The organism is Schumannella soli, from assembly GCF_006517435.1.
In the GTDB taxonomy this organism is placed as follows: domain Bacteria; phylum Actinomycetota; class Actinomycetes; order Actinomycetales; family Microbacteriaceae; genus Schumannella; species Schumannella soli.
Window position 1 is genome coordinate 160,567 of the sequence record NZ_VHQG01000005.1, and the last position, 15,933, is coordinate 176,499.

Here is a 15,933-nt window from a genome sequence, read left to right on the forward strand (position 1 = left end):
CGACCGACCGCAACCACAGGGGCTCGAATGGCAGGGGATCTCTCCGACGTGCGCTTCCTCACCGTCGCCGAGGTGGCGGAGATGATGCGCGTGTCGAACATGACCGTCTATCGCATGGTTCACGCGGGCGAGCTGCCCGCCGTGCGCTTCGGCCGGTCGTACCGCATCCCCGAGTCGGCGGTCTCGTCGGCGATCGGCCTCGGCGACAGCCAGGTCGGCTGAGCGGTCGCAGCACCCCGCCGCCTCGGCTAGAATGTCGCGGTTGGCTTTTTTCCGAGGTTCGGTACGGACCTGGATGTCCGCGACCGAATGATTCGAGGTGAACTATGGGTTCCGTCATCAAGAAGCGCCGCAAGCGCATGGCGAAGAAGAAGCACCGCAAGCTGCTTCGCAAGACGCGCCACCAGCGTCGCAACAAGAAGTGACGACTCACTGAAGTCGTGAGGGCGTCGGACCGTGAGGTCCGGCGCCCTTCTTCGTGCCCGGGGTCGGGCGGCGGGATGCCCGGGTCAGTCGGCGGGATCGGCCGCCGCGGCCTCGCCGGGCTGACGGTTCTGCAGCGGCGCCGTCGGCGATGCGCGACGAGCGCTCTTGCGCACGGCGCGCGCCTCGCGCTTCACCCGCTTCTGCGCCTCACGCAGGCTCGCGGCCTTGAGCTGCAGCACCGGCCAGCTGTGCTCGGCGGCATGACGTTCGAGCGCCGCATCCGGGTTCACGACGATGCGGTTGCCGACCAGCTCGAGCAGCGGCAGATCGTTGCGGCTGTCGGAGTAGGCCCAGCAGTCCTCGAGGTCGGCGCCGATCGCCCCGACCAGCTCGCGCGCCGCGACCGCCTTGCGCTCGCCGTGCATCACGTGGCCGACGAGGCGACCCGTGTACTGGCCGTCGACGACCTCGACGCGGGTGCCGAGGGCTCCCGTGAGTCCGAGCCGTCGGGCGATCACGTCACCGACCTCCCACGGGGTCGCCGAGATGAGCCAGACCTCGTGGCCCTTGGCGATGTGCGCCTGCGCGAGGGCGACCGTCTCGGGCCAGAGCCGCGGGTTGATGCGGTCCTCCCAGATCGACTCGGCGAGGTGCGCGATCTCCTCCGGCGTCTTGCCGGCGACGAGCTCGAGCGCCCGCTCACGGGCCGAGGCCAGGTGCGCGTCGTTCTCGCCCACGCGCGTGAAGCGCATCTGGTGCCAGACGAAGGGGGCGATGTCGCGCCAGGTGATGACCTTGCGGCGGAACGCCTCGACACCCACGTGGAAGAGGCTCGTGCCCCGCATCAGCGTGTTGTCGACGTCGAAGAACGCGACGATCGGGCGGTCGCTCGAGGGCTCCGCGCCGGCCGGCGAGGTCGCTCCGGTCTCGTCGCTCATCGTCGGCCTAGTCTAAACGGGTGACGCGTCTGACCCTTGTCCGCAAGCCCGGATGTCACCTCTGCGACGACGCCCGTTCGGTCATCGATCGGGTGCTGCCCGAGTTCCCCGACGTCGAGATCGGCGAGCTGTCGATCCTCGACGACCCGGAGCTGATGGAGAAGTACGTCGAGGAGATCCCGGTCGTGCTGATCGACGATCGGGTGCACACGATCTGGCGCGTCGACGCCGACCGTCTGCGCACCGCCCTCGCCGCCGCCGGCTGAGCTCGTCGCTGACGGCATCCGCTGTTCAGGCCGCGTATGCCCACGGGGTCTACCGGTCGGGGATGCGGCGGGTCTCGTTTCAGCGGCAAGAGAGCCGCATCGGTGCGGCCCCGGTCGGATGGCGCGCTGGAGCTGAAAGCGGAGGCCATTTCTGGCCTCCGCCGCGACGCCAACGCCGATCGCCGTCCCGGCGATCGGGCCGTATGGGTGTCGTTCGGGGTACTCGGATCCGCCTCCAGCTCTCGAGACGTAGCCGACGGTCTCAACGGCGTCGGTTTCTCAGCACGATCCGCTGCCCTCGCTGTCTCAGCGGCGGTCTCGACGGTTTCTGCTGAGCAATCGCAGGTCACGGCCCCGTGAACGGGGGAGTGGACCGGGGTAGACCGATCGGGTGACCATGATGCGGTCATCCGATCGGAGGGGGAATCCGGATGCTTCGCTCACGTCTGCTCGCCAGGGTCGGTCTCGGCCTCGGCATCCTGCTCGCGATCGCCGGGCTCGCCGTCACGCTGTCGCTCGTCGGCATCGGCATCTGGCTCGAGACGCCCGCGGCGCCGAAGCCGGATGTCACGGTCGCGACGATCGGCCTCGTGCTCGTCGGCCTCTCGGGCTACGCGGTGTTCCGCGGCGGCTGGCTCATGCTCAAGGCCGCGCGGGTCGCGCTGCGCACGCCGCTGGCCGACTAGGAGAACGCTCGCCGCGGCCCGGACGGGCACGCCGTGAGGCACCTGGCCGATTACGGGCGCGCCGTCGGGTGCGCGGCCTAGCGTGGAGGCATGACCGAATCGCAGGCTCCGCTCCCGTTCCGTCCCGCATCCGCCGCCGCCCGGCCGCCGCTCGCGATCGTCGGCGCACACGTCGTGCCGGTGACGCGAGAGCCGATCCCCGGCGGCACGGTCGTCGTCGAGGGCGGACGCATCACGGCGATCGGCACCGCCGATCAGGTCGACATCCCCGACGGCGCGACGGTCGTGGATGCGGCCGGCCGCTGGCTCGTGCCCGGCTTCATCGAGGCGCACGGCCACGTGGGCATCCACGAGGAGGGCGTCGGCGTCGAGGGCAACGACACCAACGAGATGACCAACCCGAACACGGCCGGCGTGCGGGCGATCGACGCGATCGACATCGACGACGAGGGCTTCCGCGACGCGCTGCGCGGCGGCATCACGAGCATCGTCGTGAAGCCCGGCAGCGGCAACGTGATCGGCGGGCGCACGGTCGCGATCAAGAGCTGGGGAGGGCGCACGATCGACGAGCAGCTGCTGCGGCCCGATGTGAGCGTGAAGTCGGCGCTCGGCGAGAACCCGAAGCGCGTCTACGCCGGCAAGTCGCAGACGCCGTCGACCCGCCTCGGCGTCGCCTACGTGCTGCGTCAGGCCTTCGAGGATGCGCGGCACTACGCGGCGACCCGGGCCGAGGCGGCGACCGAGGGCAAGCCGTTCAAGCGCGACCTCGCCCTCGAGACCCTCGCCGCCGTGCTCGACGGCGAGCTCGTCTGGGATCAGCACGTGCACCGTCACGACGACATCGCCACGGCCATCCGCCTCGCCGAGGAGTTCGGGTACAAGCTCGTCGTCAACCACGGCACCGAGGGCGACAAGGTCGCCGATGTGCTGGCCGAGAAGGGTATCCCGGTCATCTTCGGGCCGATGTTCACGAGCCGCTCGAAGGTCGAGCTCAAGGACCGCGCGATCAAGAACCTCGCCGCCCTCGCCCGCGCCGGCGTGCAGGTCGCGATCACGACCGATCACCCGGTCGTGCCGATCGACTTCCTGGTGCACCAGGCCTCGCTCGCCGTGAAGGAGGGACTGCCGGCGCAGACCGCCCTCGAGGCGCTCACGATCAACCCGGCGCGCATCCTCGGCCTCGACGACCGCGTCGGCGCGCTCGAGACCGGACTCGACGGCGACCTCGTGCTCTGGTCGGGCGACCCGCTCGACGTGAACTCGCGCGCCGAGCAGGTGTTCGTCGAGGGCGTCGAGGTCTACGCCTGGAATGCCGAGCTCGGCTACGGACGCACGGTCGAGCGGGCGGAGCGCTTCGCCGGCTGACGTCGTCGCATCCGCCGCCTCCGCCGCCTTCGTCAGTCCGAGGGCCGCGGAACGACGAAGCCCCTCGCCGAGCGGATCGGCGAGGGGCTTCGTCTGTGTATCTGGCTGCGGCTGCGGGCGGCGATGCGCCCGCACCGGCTTACGGCTCCAGGCGGTTCGGGCCGCGGAAGAGGTAGATGACCTCGCGGATCGACGGCAGGCCGAGCAGCAGCATGATGACGCGGGCGAGGCCCATGCCGAAGCCGCCGTGCGGGGGCACGCCGTGGCGGAAGAAGTCGAGGTAGAACTCGAGCTCCTCCGGGTCGAGGCCCTTCTCCTTCGCCTGCTCGATCAGCACGTCGACGCGGTGCTCGCGCTGCGCTCCGGTCGAGATCTCGGCGCCGTTGTAGATGAGGTCGTAGCTCTTCGTGATCGAGCCGTCGCCCTCGTGACGCTGGTGGTAGAAGGGGCGGATGCTCGAGTCGTAGTCGGTGACGAAGACGAAGTCGGAGCCGTGGTTGGCCTTGACCCACTCGCTGATGCGGCGCTCCGCCTCGGGGTCGAGGTCGCCGTCGGCGCGCGGGATCTCGTAGCCGCCCTCGGCGACGATGCGGCGCACCTCGGCGAGCGGGATGCGCGGGAACGGCGCCGTCGGCACCTCGAACTCGACGCCGAACGCGGCCGTGATGGCCTCGCCGTGCTTCTCCTTGACCGCGGTCAGGCCGGCGATGAGCAGCTGCTCGTGCACCTTCATGACGTCGTCGTGCGAGTCGATCCAGCTGAACTCGCTGTCGACGCTGATGAACTCGGTCGCGTGGCGGCTCGTGAACGAGGGGTCGGCGCGGAACGCCGGGGCGATCTCGAACACCTTGCCGAAGCCGGCCGGCTGCGCCATCTGCTTGAAGAACTGCGGGCTCTGCGCGAGGTACGCCTTGGTCTCGAAGTAGCCGACCTCGAACAGCTCGGCGCGGCTCTCGGAGGCGCTGGCCATGAGCTTCGGGGTGTGGATCTCGATGAAGTCGTTGTCGATCCACCAGGTGCGCAGCGCGTGCTCGAAGGTCGTCTGCACGCGGGCGATGAGGTTCTGCTCGGGGCGGCGCAGGTCGAGGAAGCGCCAGTCGAGGCGCTTGTCGATCGACGAGTCGTCGGCGATGGGCGGCTCGGGGAAGGCGACGCCGGCGACATCCACCGAACCGATCTTGACCTCGAGCCCGCCGAGCTTGACGCGCTCGTCGGCCTTGAGCTCGCCCTCGACCGACAGGAAGGTGCCGTGGGTGAGGGCGGAGATCTGAGCGGCGATCGGGTCGTCGACGGGGTTCTCGCCCACGTCGGTGCGCGGGTGCACGAGCTGCACGGCGCCGGTCTCATCGCGCAGCACGATGAACTGCACCTTCTTCTGATCGCGCACCGTCTCGACCCATCCGGCCACACGGACCGGTCCGTCGGGGGTGGATGCGAGCTTCTGGACGAGGGTGCGTTCGGTCACGGGGGCCGAGTCTACTGAGCGCGCGCGACTCGCGCGCCCGGCGGCGTTCCTCGGCAGGATCGCCGCGCGATCCTGTTCAGACCGTCAGGCGGAGGCGTCGGCGACGACGTGCGCCAGGCGCTCGACGAACTCGTCGGCCATGCCGGCCTTGCGGCGCAGCTCGGCCTGCCGTTCGCGGGCGTCGTCGAGCCAGGCGGCGAGCGCGGCGGGGCGGCCCGGCGCATCCACCTCGTCGACGACGTCGAGCAGCTCGCCCATCTGCTCGAGGCTGTAGCCGAGCGGCTTCATGCGGCGGATGAGCAGCAGGCGCTCGAGGTCGGCGTCGGTGTACTCACGGAACCCGCCGACCGTGCGTCCGCTCGGCACGAGGAGTCCGATCTCGTCCCAGTGCCGCAGGGAGCGCAGCGAGAGGCCGTTCGCCTCGGCGACCTCGCCGATGCGGTAGGCGCGCGGCGCGGGAGAGCCGGGCTCGGCGTGCGCGCCGGGCACACCGGCAGCCGCATCCGGCTCGGCGAGTCCGCTCATGTTTAAACCTGACGTTACGTGAGGGTAGGGTCGAGGATGCGGCGCAACGGGGCGCGGCTCATCCGCCGTCACCGTACCGAACGGAGTCCCCGTGTCCGCCGCGCCCACCCGTGTGCTCGACGCCCTGCGCTCGCCCCGCCTGCTCACCCGCGAGGCGCTCGCCGGCCTCGTGACCGCCTTCGCGCTCATCCCCGAGGCCATCTCCTTCGCGATCGTCGCCGGAGTCGACCCGCGCGTCGGGCTGTTCGCGAGCTTCACGACGGCGGTCGCGATCTCGATCGTCGGCGGACGCCCCGCGATGATCTCGGCCGCCGCCGGCTCGGTCGCGCTCGTCATGGCGCCTCTCGTCGCCTCGCACGGGCTCGACTACCTGATCGCGGCCGTGCTGCTCGGGGGCGTCATCCAGGTCGCCGTCGGACTCGCCGGCTTCGCCAGGATCATGCGGTTCGTGCCGCGCAGCGTCATGGTCGGCTTCGTCAACGCGCTCGCGATCCTGATCTTCCTGGCGCAGCTGCGGCACCTCATCGATGTGCCGTGGGCCGTCTACCCGCTCGTCGCGGTCGGCGTCGCTCTCATCGTGCTGCTGCCGAAGCTGACCCGCGCGGTGCCGTCGCCGCTCATCGCGATCGTGGCGATCACGGCGACCGTCCTGATCGCCGGCATCCACGTTCCCACCGTCGGCGACGAGGGCGCGCTGCCCGAGGGGCTGCCCCTGCCCGGGCGGCCGAACGTGCCGCTGACCCTCGAGACCCTCGGCGTGATCGCGCCCTACGCGCTCGGCATGGCCGCCGTCGGCCTGCTCGAGTCGCTGCTGACCGCGCGTCTCGTCGACGAGATCACCGAGACGCGCTCGTCGTCGACCCGCGAGGCCTGGGGTCAGGGCGTCGCGAACCTCGTCACCGGGATCTTCGGCGGCATGGGCACCTGCGCGATGATCGGCCAGACGATGATCAACGTGAAGACCGCGGGCGCCCGCACCCGGCTGTCGACCTTCTTCGCCGGCGTCTTCCTGCTCGTGCTGGTCGTCGCGCTCGGCGGCGTCGTCGGGCAGATCCCGATGGCGGCGCTCGTCGCGGTCATGATCATGGTGTCGGCGACCACCTTCGACTGGCACAGCATCCGCCCGAAGGTGCTGAAGCGGATGCCGCTGGGCGAGACCCTGGTGATGGTCACGACCGTCGTCGTGGTCGTCGCGACGAACAACCTCGCGATCGGCGTGGGCGTCGGCGTGCTCGCGGCCGCGCTGATCTTCGCGCGCCGGGTCGCCCGCTTCGCGACCGTGCACCGCGACGCCCCGGAGCCGTCGGGCGACGGCGTTCTCGTGCGCTACCGCGTCGAGGGGGAGCTGTTCTTCGCGTCGAGCAGCGACCTCGTCACCCGCTTCGACTACGCCGCCGACCAGCTCGCCGTCGGCGCGAGCGGGGGCGCGACCGGCGATGTCGGCGATGAGGGCGCCGTGATCGACGGGGCGGTGATCGACGGGGCCGTCGAGATCGACCTCTCCGGCTCGCACATCTGGGATGCGTCGACCGTCGTCGCGCTCGACGCGGTCGCCCAGCGCTACCGCACGCACGGCATCGAGCCGCGCGTCGTCGGGCTCAACGCCCCGAGCGCCGCGCTGCGCGAGCGGCTCGGCGCGGTGCTGCCCGGGCGCTGAGGTCTGCTGTGGCGTCGCATAGCGGATGCTGGGGCGGGCGTCCAGTGCGGAACGCGTAGGATTCCGGCGTGCCCGCCGACCGCATCCACCTCGTTCGCCACGGTGAGGTGCACAATCCCGAGCGCGTGCTCTACGGCCGACTGCCCGGCTACCGGCTGAGCGAGCTGGGTGAGCGGATGGCCGATGCCGCCGCCGCGTCGCACGCCGACCACCCGCCGGTGAAGCTCTTCGCGAGCCCGCTCCAGCGCACGCAGGAGAGCGCCGCGCCCTGGGCCGAGCGCTACGGCCTCGAGATCGTCGACAACGCCGACCTCATCGAGCCCGCCAACCGCTTCGAGGGCACGAACGTGCGCACCGCCATCCGCGACCCGCGCAGCTGGCCGTGGCTCGTGAACCCCTGGCGTCCGAGCTGGGGCGAGGCCTTCTCGTCGATCGCGACCCGCATGATGCGCGCCGTCGACACGGCCTGGAACTCGGTCGACTCCGGCGAGGTCGTGCTCGTCAGCCACCAGCTGCCGATCTGGATGGTCGCCCGCACCGTCGCCGGCCAGCGCCTCGCCCACGACCCGCGCGCCCGCCGCTGCACCCTGTCGAGCATCACGAGCCTCGAGCGCCGCGACGGCCGCTTCGTGGAAGTCGACTATCAGGAACCCGCGCGAGACTTGCTGGCGCAGTCGACCGATCTGGGAGCCGTGTGAACGCCCGAACCCGCCCCGCCGCCCGCGTGACGCGTCGCCGCCGCATCCTCGTCGCCGTTCCGGCGCTCGCCGCGGCCGCCGCGCTCGTGCTCGCCGGCTGCACCGCGCAGGGCGACAGCCTGTCGAAGCAGTACCGCGAGAACGCGGGCAAGAACTACGTCTCCTCCGACGGGTCGACGCAGACCTTCAGCCCCGACAAGCGCAAGGACGCGGTGTCGTACGAGGGGACCACCCCCGACGGCGACACGATCACGTCGAAGAGCCTCGAGGGCAAGGTCGCGGTTCTGAACTTCTGGTACGCCTCCTGCGGCCCGTGCCGCATCGAGGCGCCCGACCTGAAGAAGCTGTCGGACGAGTACGGCGACACGGTCTCGTTCCTCGGCGTGAACGTGCGCGACGACGGCGCCACCGCCCAGACCTTCGAGAAGAAGTACGACCTCGCCTACCCGACCCTGCTCGACGCGGGCGACAACGAGGTGCAGCTCGCCTTCGCCGGCTCGGTGTCGGCCAACGCCGTGCCGACGACCCTCGTGATCGACCAGCAGGGGCGCGTGGCCGCCCGCTTCAGCGGACGCATCCAGAGCCCCGACGTGCTCAAGCAGATCATCGACGACACCGTCGCCGAGGCGAAGTAGTGGGCTCTCCCGGCGAGATCGTCTACAGCGGCGGTCTCTGGCTCGCCCTGCCGATCGCGCTCGCCGCGGGCCTCATCTCCTTCCTCTCGCCGTGCGTGCTGCCGCTCGTTCCTGGCTACCTCGGCTTCGTCAGCGGCGTCACGAGCGGCAAGCCGCAGTCGCGGGGGCGGATGGTGGCGGGCGCCGGGCTGTTCGTGCTCGGCTTCTCGGTCGTCTTCCTGCTCGCCTTCCTCGTGCTCGGCTCCTTCGGCACCTTCCTGCTGCGCTGGCAGGACATGATCCTGCGCGTCGCCGGAGTCGTCGTGATCTTGCTCGGCATCGTCTTCATCGGGCAGATCAGCTTTCTGCAGCGCACGATCAAGTCGAGCTGGCAGCCGCGCACCGGCCTCATCGGCGCCCCGCTGCTCGGCGTCGTCTTCGCCGTCGGCTGGACGCCCTGCATCGGCCCGACCCTCGTCGCCGCGCAGTCTCTGGCGCTGAACACGGGGGATGTCGGGCGCTCGCTGCTCATCGGCGCCGCCTACTGCATCGGGCTGGGGCTGCCGTTCCTGCTCGTCGCGCTCGGCTTCGGCTGGGTCGGGACGAGCGTGCGCTGGGTGCGCCGCCACATCCGCCTGGTCAACATCATCGGAGGCGTGCTGCTCATCGCGATCGGGCTGCTCATGGTGACCGGACTGTGGCTGCAGTTCACGACGAGCCTGGGGGCGGTGATCGACGACTATGTCCCCACGCTCTGAGAGCTCCGAGGATGACGTGACGCGCGACGAGACGGCGGCGGCTGCGGCGGCGAAGCCCGCGAAGGCGGCGAAGCCGGCCAAGCCCGCGAAGGCGGCGAAGCCCGCCGGCCGCTCGAGCGGCGACCCGCTGCGCCCCGCCGACTACATCGGCAGCGACGAGGAGGCGCCGGCGAAGCCCGCCCGCACCGCGCGCGCCGACACGGCCGGCGCCGACGACGCCCCGACGGCCGCGAAGCTCAACCCGCTCGAGTGGGTCCGCTTCTTCTGGCGTCAGCTGACCAGCATGCGCACGGCCCTCGTGCTGCTGCTTCTGCTCGCCCTCGCCGCCGTGCCCGGATCGCTCGTTCCGCAGCGCAGCGCCGACCCGAACGGCGTCATCCAGTACCAGCAGCAGAACCCCGAGCTGTCGAAGGTGCTCGACGCGCTGCAGGTCTTCGACACCTACACCTCGTTCTGGTTCTCGGCCATCTACCTGCTGCTGTTCGTCTCGCTCATCGGCTGCATCATCCCGCGCACGACGCACCACCTGAAGGCGCTGCGCACGAAGCCGCCGACCACGCCGGCGCGGCTCTCGCGCCTGGCCGCGCACCTGCAGACGACGGCGGACGCGACGCCCGAGACCGCGATCGACGAGGCCGCGAAGCTGCTCAAGCGCCAGGGCTACCGCGTCGAGCGCTACGACCGCCGCGGGCGCGTCAGCGTCTCGGCCGAGCGCGGCTACCTGCGCGAGACCGGCAACCTGGTGTTCCACACCGGGCTGCTGCTGATCCTGCTGCTGGTCGCGGTCGGCGGCGGCTTCATCTACACGGGCGAGAAGCTGCTCGTGCAGGGGCAGAGCTTCACCAACACCCTCTCCAGCTACGACACCTGGAGCCCGGGCCGCTTCTTCGACGAGTCGCAGCTGAACCCCTATTCGCTGCGCCTCGACGGCTTCGACGACAAGTACTCGGTCGACAAGCTCACCGGCGTCTCGCATCCCGAGGACTACACGGCGAAGGTCAGCACGCGCTCGCTCGACGGCACCTGGACCAAGCAGGAGATCAAGGTCAACGAGCCGCTCGCGGTCGGCGGCACTCAGGTCTACCTGCTCGGCAACGGCTACGCGCCGGTGCTAAAGGTGACGGATGCCGACGGCAACGTCGTGTTCGACGACGCCGTGCCGTTCCGCAGCCAGGACTCGAACCTCAAGGGCCTCGGCGTGCTCAAGGTGCCCGACGGACTCAAGAAGCAGGCCGGCTTCATCGGGTTCTTCTACCCGACCCCGGTCGAGACGACGACGGGCGGATTCGAGTCGGTCTACCCGGGCACGAGCTCGTCGAGCCTCGTGAGCCTGCAGATGTACGTGGGCGACCTCGGTCTCGACACCGGCGCTCCGGTGAACGCCTACGACCTCGACCTCGACAAGCTCACCCAGGTCGCCGGGCGCGACTCCGACACCGACACGCTGCAGATGCGCCTCGGCGAGAAGGCGACCCTGCCCGAGGGACTCGGGACGATCGAGTTCACCGGCATCAAGCGCTACATCGGCGTCTCGATCCACCACGACCCGGTGCAGGGGTACGTGCTCGCGCTGGCCGTGATCTCGATCCTCGGTCTGCTCATCAGCCTGTTCATCCCGCGTCGGCGCGTGTGGGTGGCCGCGACGACCGGTGAGGACGGCGGCGCCGTGCTCGAGTACGCGGCGCTCGCCCGCGGCGACGACCCGCGCCTCGACGACGCCGTGCTCGACATCGAGAAGCAGCTCGCGAAACGCCTGCGAGCCCGCGCGCGGGAGGCCGGGGACGGCGCGGCCTCCTGACGTCCGGCGCGCTCAGGGCGCGGGCGTAGGATCTCGCCCGTGGATTCCGACTCCCTCGCGACGCTCTCGCTCGTCGCCGTGTACTCCGCGATCGCGGTGTACGTGCTCGCCTTCATCGCCTTCGTGCTCGACCTCTCGGCCCGCAGCGCGCAGGCGCAGCGCCTCGACTCCGAGCGGGCGGCCCGCGCCGCCGACGCCGTCGGGGCGGATGCGCACAGCGGCCAGCTGGCGAAGGCCGGCGCCGCCGTGCGCGGCGCCGCAGCCGGAGCGACCGCCGCGACGGCGGCCGTGCTCGAGCGGGCGTCCGGCGCCGGACGCGGCGCGGATGACGACGACGAGGTCAACATCGGCAGCCGCTGGCAGCGCACCGGCCTCGCCCTGACGATCATCGCCTGGCTCATCCACGCGGCCGCGATCGTGCTGCGCGGTCTCGCCGCCGGCCGCGTGCCCTGGGCGAACATGTTCGAGTTCGCGATGACCGGCACCGGCATCATGGTCACCGTCTTCCTCGCCGTGCAGCTCTGGCGCGACCTCCGCTTCCTCGGCGCCTACGTCACCGGCATCGTCGCCCTGCTGCTCGGCCTCGCGACGGTCAACTTCTACGTCGCCGTCACCCCGCTGCCGCCGCCCCTGCAGTCGGCCTGGCTCGTCATCCACGTCTTCGTCGCCACGCTCGGCACCGGCTTCTTCGCCGTCGGAGCGGGACTGTCGATCATGCAGCTGCTGCAGGTGAAGCGCGAGGAGGGCGGAGCGAAGCGCATCCCCTTCCTGCGCACCCTGCCGTCGTCGGAGGCGCTCGAGAGCATGGCCTACCGCGTGCTCGTCGTCGGCTTCGCGTTCTGGACCTTCACCCTCATCGCCGGAGCCATCTGGGCCGAGCGCGCCTGGGGCCGCTACTGGGGCTGGGACACGAAGGAGGTCTGGACCTTCGTGATCTGGGTCGTCTTCGCCGGCTACATCCACGCCAGGGCGACGAAGGGATGGCGCGGTTCCCGCGCCGCGTACCTCGCGATCATCGGCTTCGCGGCCGTGCTGTTCAACTTCACGATCGTGAACCTGTTCTTCAAGGGACTGCACTCGTACTCGGGGCTCGACACCGGCATGTGAGTGCGGGCCGGGCGGTGTGAGCCGCTCGGGGCGGCGGGGACGTCTTCGGCCGGGTTCGCGCGCGACCTCGTGTGCGGGCGCGTGCACGCCACCTCGGGCGCAGGGACGGGACGTCGTCGCGTCAGCCGGCGTGGTGCCGGGCCGTTCGCCGGCCTGTCAGTGCGTCGGCTTGTCGCTGAGGTCGTCGTGCGGGGCGAGCAGCCGGATCTGGTGCTCGCGCAGGCTGCGCACGAGCGCCCGCACGCACAGCACGAGCGCCGCGATGCCGGCCGCGGCGAGCACGATCCCGTAGCCGCCGCCGGTCGCCGTCAGGGCGACGCCGCCGACGACCGCGAGGGCGCTCGCCAGCAGCACCAGCAACGGGAGCAGGTCGCCCCTCACGCGCGGCCTTCGCTCTGACGCGGATACTGCTCAGCTGACGCTGCGCGCTGCGGGTGACCGCGGTGATCCGCCTCAGCAGTATCCGCGGCGATCTCGCCAGTATCCGCGGAGGACGCAGCGGCGGCGCGGCCCTCGAGCTCGGCGTGGCAGCGGGTGAGGCGGGCGCGCCACCAGGCGTCGCGCTCGGGGGCGGCGGCGTGCGCCTCGAGCAGGCCGGCATCCACCTCGACCCGACGCACGGGGATCGAGCCGCCCTCGGCGCGCAGCGGCTCGCGCGTCACATCGGCGGCGAGCAGGGATGCGGTGCCGAGACCGCAGTCGTAGTCGAGCTCGGGCAGCGCGGCGGCCAGGTGCGCGCCCATCGCGAGCCCGACGCTCGTGTCGAGGGCGCTCGACACCACGGCCGGCACCCCGGCCTCCGCCACGATCCGCAACGCCGCGCGCACCCCGCCGAGCGGCTGCGCCTTCACGACGACGAGGTCGGCGGCGCCCTCGCGCACGACCGCGATTGGATCCTCGGCCTTGCGCACGCTCTCGTCGGCGGCGATCGGCAGATCCCAGTCGTGCAGGCGGGAGCGCAGCTCGGCCAGCTCGGGAACGGTCGCGCAGGGCTGCTCGAGATACTCGAGGTCGAAGGGGGCCAGCTCGTGCGCGGCGTGCTCGGCCTCGTCGATGTTCCAGCCGCCGTTGGCATCCAGGCGGATGCGGCCCTCCGGACCGATCGCGGCGCGCACGGCCCGCACGCGGGCGATGTCGTCGGCGAGCGTCTGGCCGCGCTCGGCGACCTTGACCTTGACCGTGCGGCAGCCGTCGTAGCGCGCGAGGATCTCGGCGACGCGGTCCGCGTCGACGGCCGGCATGGTCGCGTTGACGGGGATGCGGTCGCGGAGAAGGGCGGGGTGGTCTGGGGTGGCGTCGACGTCGCTCCAGCCGAAGTCGAGCGCGGCGGCGAGCCAGGTCGCGGCCTCCGCGTCGTCGTACTCGGCGAAGGGCGAGAACTCGGTCCAGCCGGCGGGGCCCCGCAGCAGCAGCGCCTCGCGCACGTCGATCCCGCGGAACCGCGTCGCGAGCGGCAGTGCCACGACGCGCGCCGCGGCGAGCAGCTCGTCGAGCGGGGGGAGCGCGGCGGCCCCGGACTGCGCAGCATCGGACATGCGAGTCAGTGTGCCACGCGCGCCCACCGCGCCGGAGTCCGGCCTGCGCGGGCCGGAGGGGGCTCGGGGCGACGGAAGTAGGCTGGATGCGATGAGCGATCAGCAGTCGAACGCGCCGGCGCCGCAGCCCGGTCACGAGCGCTACGCCGCTCCGCAGTTCACCGGGCCGCAGCCGCCGGTGGGCCCCGACGGGCTACCCGTGGCGCCGTCCCAGCCCGAGCAGGCCGGATGGGGGCAGTCGGTGCCGCAGCCTGCGCCCGCGCAGCCGACCCAGCCGCCGTTCTCGGCGGCGCCGAGTCAGCCGGGCGCTGTACAGCAGCCGGGTGCCCAGCCGCAGTTCTCCGCTCCGCCGAGCCAGCCAGGCCCCGCGCCCCAGTTCGCCGCACCTGCGGCGGGGCAGTTCCCGCAGCAGCCTTTCCCGCAGCAGGCCGCGCCCCAGCAGCCTTTCCCGCAGCAGGCCGCGCCCCAGCAGCCCGTGCCCCACCAGCCCGTGCCGCATCCGACCGCAGCTCCCGCGACGCCGGCGCGCGGGGTCACCGCGGTCGCCCCGGAGGGATTCGGGGTGCAGCCGGCTGCGCCGGCGCCCGTCGCCCCTACCCAGCACACCGGTCCCGCCCCGCACACCGCCCCCGTCCAGCGCACCGGCCCCGCCCCGGCGCAGTACCGCGCTCCGGAGGCGCCGCGGGCCCCGCTGCTGCAGGCGACGCCGCAGTTCACCGGGCCGCAGCCGTCCCTCGCATCCGGTACGGCCGTCGATCCGAGCGCGGACGCCGACGCGGCGACGAGCGCCGCGAAGCCGAAGCGCGCGACCGGAGTGATCGCCATCCTCTTCGTGCTCGCGATGGTGCTCGCTACCGTGATCGGCATCGGCGTCGCGGCCGAGTCGGCCACGGCCGCGATCGTGTGGTCGATCATCGCGATCGGATGCGGTGTCGCCGCGATCGCGGTCGGGCTGACGGCGACGATCCTCGGCCGGGGGCGCGCCCTCGGCATCCTCGCGATGATCCTCGGCGTGGTGCTCAACCCGCCGGTCGTCGCTCTCGTCACGAATCTGGGGAGCTGATGAGCGACACCGCCGACCCGAACGCCGCCGACCCGAACAGCGCCGACCCGAACGCCACCGACCGAAGCTCCGCCGAGTCGAGCGCCGCATCCGCCTCGCCCCGCTTCGTCTCCGACCTCTTCGACGCCGAGCTCTGGCGCGAGGTCGACGGCTTCGGCGACCTGACCGACATCACCTACCACCACGACACGACCGGACGCATCGCCCGCGTCGCCTTCGACCGCCCCGAGGTGCGCAACGCGTTCCGCCCGCACACGGTCGACGAGCTCGCGGCGGCGCTCGACGACGCCCGCCAGAACCCGCGCATCGGCGTCGTGCTGATCACCGGCAACGGGCCGAGCCCGAAAGACGGCGGATGGGCGTTCTGCTCCGGCGGCGACCAGCGCATCCGCGGCCGCGACGGCTACAAGTACTCCGATCAGGAGGCCGCGGTCACGCCCGAGGGGCGGGCGCGCGCCGGCCGCCTGCACATCCTCGAGGTGCAGCGGCTCATCCGCTTCATGCCGAAGGTCGTCATCGCGGTCGTTCCGGGCTGGGCGGCCGGCGGCGGCCACTCGCTGCACGTCGTCTGCGACCTCACGATCGCGAGCCGCGAGCACGGCCTCTTCAAGCAGACGGATGCGGATGTCGGCAGCTTCGACGCCGGCTACGGCAGCGCCTACTTCGCGAAGCAGGTCGGGCAGAAGTTCGCCCGCGAGGTGTTCTTCCTCGCGGAGACCTACGACGCGCAGCGGGCGCTCGAGATGGGCGCCGTGAACCGGGTCGTGCCGCACGCCGAGCTCGAGTCGACGGCGGTCGAGTGGGCGCGCACGATCCTCGGCAAGAGCCCGACCGCGATCCGCATGCTCAAGTTCGCCATGAACGCGACCGACGACGGGATGGTCGGCCAGCAGATCTTCGCCGGCGAGACGACCCGCCTCGCCTACGGCACCGACGAGGCCATCGAGGGGCGCGACTCCTTCCTCGAGAAGCGCGAGCCCGACTGGGCGCCGTTCCCGTGGCACTACTGAGCCGGGCGATCGCGCGCGGCGC

18 protein-coding genes are annotated in these 15,933 nt (G+C 71.7%); 13 read left to right on the forward strand and 5 right to left on the reverse strand.

Annotation, left to right across the window (positions count from 1 at the left end; translation table 11 throughout):
* The first annotated feature begins 27 nt into the window (after positions 1–27).
* Together FJ657_RS15795 and FJ657_RS15800 are read left to right on the forward strand one after the other, a co-directional pair.
* The gene (locus tag FJ657_RS15795) at positions 28–222 is read left to right on the forward strand and encodes a helix-turn-helix domain-containing protein (protein ID WP_141164684.1); all 195 of its coding nucleotides are present in this window, start codon (positions 28–30) and stop codon (positions 220–222) included.
* A gap of 104 nt (positions 223–326) precedes the next feature.
* Complete coding sequence (locus FJ657_RS15800) at positions 327–425, forward strand: 30S ribosomal protein bS22 (RefSeq protein ID WP_003792170.1); 99 nt, start codon at positions 327–329, stop codon at positions 423–425.
* An 84-nt stretch (positions 426–509) separates the two neighbouring features.
* Here FJ657_RS15800 and FJ657_RS15805 read toward each other — a convergent pair whose 3' ends face one another.
* Positions 510–1,364, reverse strand: coding sequence for an HAD family hydrolase (locus FJ657_RS15805; RefSeq protein WP_141164685.1), 855 nt, complete (start codon positions 1,362–1,364; stop codon positions 510–512).
* A gap of 20 nt (positions 1,365–1,384) precedes the next feature.
* Between FJ657_RS15805 and FJ657_RS15810 the strand changes: the two genes are divergently transcribed.
* The 3 genes from FJ657_RS15810 to FJ657_RS15820 all read left to right on the forward strand — a co-directional run bounded on the left by FJ657_RS15810 (position 1,385) and on the right by FJ657_RS15820 (position 3,681).
* Complete coding sequence (locus tag FJ657_RS15810) at positions 1,385–1,630, forward strand: glutaredoxin family protein (RefSeq protein ID WP_141164686.1); 246 nt, start codon at positions 1,385–1,387, stop codon at positions 1,628–1,630.
* Between the two features lie 431 nt (positions 1,631–2,061).
* Positions 2,062–2,316 carry a hypothetical protein gene (locus tag FJ657_RS15815; RefSeq protein ID WP_141164687.1) on the forward strand — a complete coding sequence of 85 codons (255 nt, stop codon included), beginning with the start codon at positions 2,062–2,064 and terminating at the stop codon, positions 2,314–2,316.
* 90 nt (positions 2,317–2,406) lie between these two features.
* Positions 2,407–3,681: an amidohydrolase gene (locus tag FJ657_RS15820; RefSeq protein WP_141164688.1), complete on the forward strand. Its 1,275-nt coding sequence runs from the start codon at positions 2,407–2,409 to the stop codon at positions 3,679–3,681.
* A 139-nt stretch (positions 3,682–3,820) separates the two neighbouring features.
* Here FJ657_RS15820 and aspS read toward each other — a convergent pair whose 3' ends face one another.
* Complete coding sequence (aspS, locus tag FJ657_RS15825) at positions 3,821–5,146, reverse strand: aspartate--tRNA(Asn) ligase (RefSeq protein WP_141164689.1); 1,326 nt, start codon at positions 5,144–5,146, stop codon at positions 3,821–3,823.
* Between the two features lie 84 nt (positions 5,147–5,230).
* Positions 5,231–5,671 (reverse strand): MerR family transcriptional regulator, encoded by a 441-nt coding sequence (locus tag FJ657_RS15830; protein ID WP_141164690.1) that lies wholly within the window; start codon positions 5,669–5,671, stop codon positions 5,231–5,233.
* A 91-nt stretch (positions 5,672–5,762) separates the two neighbouring features.
* On the opposite strand from FJ657_RS15830, the gene FJ657_RS15835 reads away from it, so the two are divergent.
* The 6 genes from FJ657_RS15835 to ccsB all read left to right on the forward strand — a co-directional run bounded on the left by FJ657_RS15835 (position 5,763) and on the right by ccsB (position 12,303).
* A complete protein-coding gene (locus tag FJ657_RS15835) occupies positions 5,763–7,328 on the forward strand; it encodes a SulP family inorganic anion transporter (RefSeq protein WP_141164691.1) in 1,566 nt (521 codons plus the stop codon).
* 68 nt (positions 7,329–7,396) lie between these two features.
* Positions 7,397–8,026 (forward strand): histidine phosphatase family protein, encoded by a 630-nt coding sequence (locus FJ657_RS15840; protein ID WP_141164692.1) that lies wholly within the window; start codon positions 7,397–7,399, stop codon positions 8,024–8,026.
* Complete coding sequence (locus tag FJ657_RS15845) at positions 8,023–8,661, forward strand: TlpA family protein disulfide reductase (protein WP_181409010.1); 639 nt, start codon at positions 8,023–8,025, stop codon at positions 8,659–8,661. The genes FJ657_RS15840 and FJ657_RS15845 overlap by 4 nt, the downstream gene beginning before the upstream one ends.
* On the forward strand, positions 8,661–9,398 hold the full coding sequence (locus tag FJ657_RS15850) for a cytochrome c biogenesis CcdA family protein (RefSeq protein ID WP_141164694.1): 738 nt from the start codon (positions 8,661–8,663) through the stop codon (positions 9,396–9,398). Before FJ657_RS15845 ends, FJ657_RS15850 begins: the two co-directional genes overlap by 1 nt.
* 16 nt (positions 9,399–9,414) lie before the next feature.
* The gene (gene resB, locus FJ657_RS15855; RefSeq protein ID WP_255447388.1) at positions 9,415–11,196 is read left to right on the forward strand and encodes a cytochrome c biogenesis protein ResB; all 1,782 of its coding nucleotides are present in this window, start codon (positions 9,415–9,417) and stop codon (positions 11,194–11,196) included.
* A 39-nt stretch (positions 11,197–11,235) separates the two neighbouring features.
* Positions 11,236–12,303, forward strand: a complete 1,068-nt coding sequence (gene ccsB, locus FJ657_RS15860; protein ID WP_141164696.1) for a c-type cytochrome biogenesis protein CcsB — start codon at positions 11,236–11,238, stop codon at positions 12,301–12,303.
* Between the two features lie 156 nt (positions 12,304–12,459).
* Here ccsB and FJ657_RS15865 read toward each other — a convergent pair whose 3' ends face one another.
* Both FJ657_RS15865 and FJ657_RS15870 read right to left on the reverse strand, forming a co-directional pair.
* Positions 12,460–12,684, reverse strand: coding sequence for a hypothetical protein (locus tag FJ657_RS15865; protein ID WP_141164697.1), 225 nt, complete (start codon positions 12,682–12,684; stop codon positions 12,460–12,462).
* Complete coding sequence (locus FJ657_RS15870; protein ID WP_141164698.1) at positions 12,681–13,838, reverse strand: o-succinylbenzoate synthase; 1,158 nt, start codon at positions 13,836–13,838, stop codon at positions 12,681–12,683. Before FJ657_RS15870 ends, FJ657_RS15865 begins: the two co-directional genes overlap by 4 nt.
* A gap of 91 nt (positions 13,839–13,929) precedes the next feature.
* On the opposite strand from FJ657_RS15870, the gene FJ657_RS15875 reads away from it, so the two are divergent.
* A complete protein-coding gene (locus FJ657_RS15875) occupies positions 13,930–14,901 on the forward strand; it encodes a hypothetical protein (RefSeq protein ID WP_141164699.1) in 972 nt (323 codons plus the stop codon).
* Positions 14,901–15,911 (forward strand): 1,4-dihydroxy-2-naphthoyl-CoA synthase, encoded by a 1,011-nt coding sequence (locus tag FJ657_RS15880; protein WP_141164700.1) that lies wholly within the window; start codon positions 14,901–14,903, stop codon positions 15,909–15,911. The genes FJ657_RS15875 and FJ657_RS15880 overlap by 1 nt, the downstream gene beginning before the upstream one ends.
* Positions 15,912–15,933 lie beyond the last annotated feature (22 nt).

What these genes read in the sequence shown, in the direction of transcription:
- FJ657_RS15875 (WP_141164699.1), top strand. Translation starts at nt 13,930, where the DNA reads ATGAGCGATCAGCAGTCGAACGCGCCGGCGCCGCAGCCCGGTCACGAG.
- FJ657_RS15815 (WP_141164687.1), top strand. Translation starts at nt 2,062, where the DNA reads ATGCTTCGCTCACGTCTGCTCGCCAGGGTCGGTCTCGGCCTCGGCATC.
- FJ657_RS15830 (WP_141164690.1), bottom strand. Translation starts at nt 5,671, where the DNA reads ATGAGCGGACTCGCCGAGCCGGATGCGGCTGCCGGTGTGCCCGGCGCG.
- FJ657_RS15870 (WP_141164698.1), bottom strand. Translation starts at nt 13,838, where the DNA reads ATGTCCGATGCTGCGCAGTCCGGGGCCGCCGCGCTCCCCCCGCTCGAC.
- FJ657_RS15805 (WP_141164685.1), bottom strand. Translation starts at nt 1,364, where the DNA reads ATGAGCGACGAGACCGGAGCGACCTCGCCGGCCGGCGCGGAGCCCTCG.
- FJ657_RS15795 (WP_141164684.1), top strand. Translation starts at nt 28, where the DNA reads ATGGCAGGGGATCTCTCCGACGTGCGCTTCCTCACCGTCGCCGAGGTG.
- FJ657_RS15820 (WP_141164688.1), top strand. Translation starts at nt 2,407, where the DNA reads ATGACCGAATCGCAGGCTCCGCTCCCGTTCCGTCCCGCATCCGCCGCC.
- FJ657_RS15800 (WP_003792170.1), top strand. Translation starts at nt 327, where the DNA reads ATGGGTTCCGTCATCAAGAAGCGCCGCAAGCGCATGGCGAAGAAGAAG.
- FJ657_RS15880 (WP_141164700.1), top strand. Translation starts at nt 14,901, where the DNA reads ATGAGCGACACCGCCGACCCGAACGCCGCCGACCCGAACAGCGCCGAC.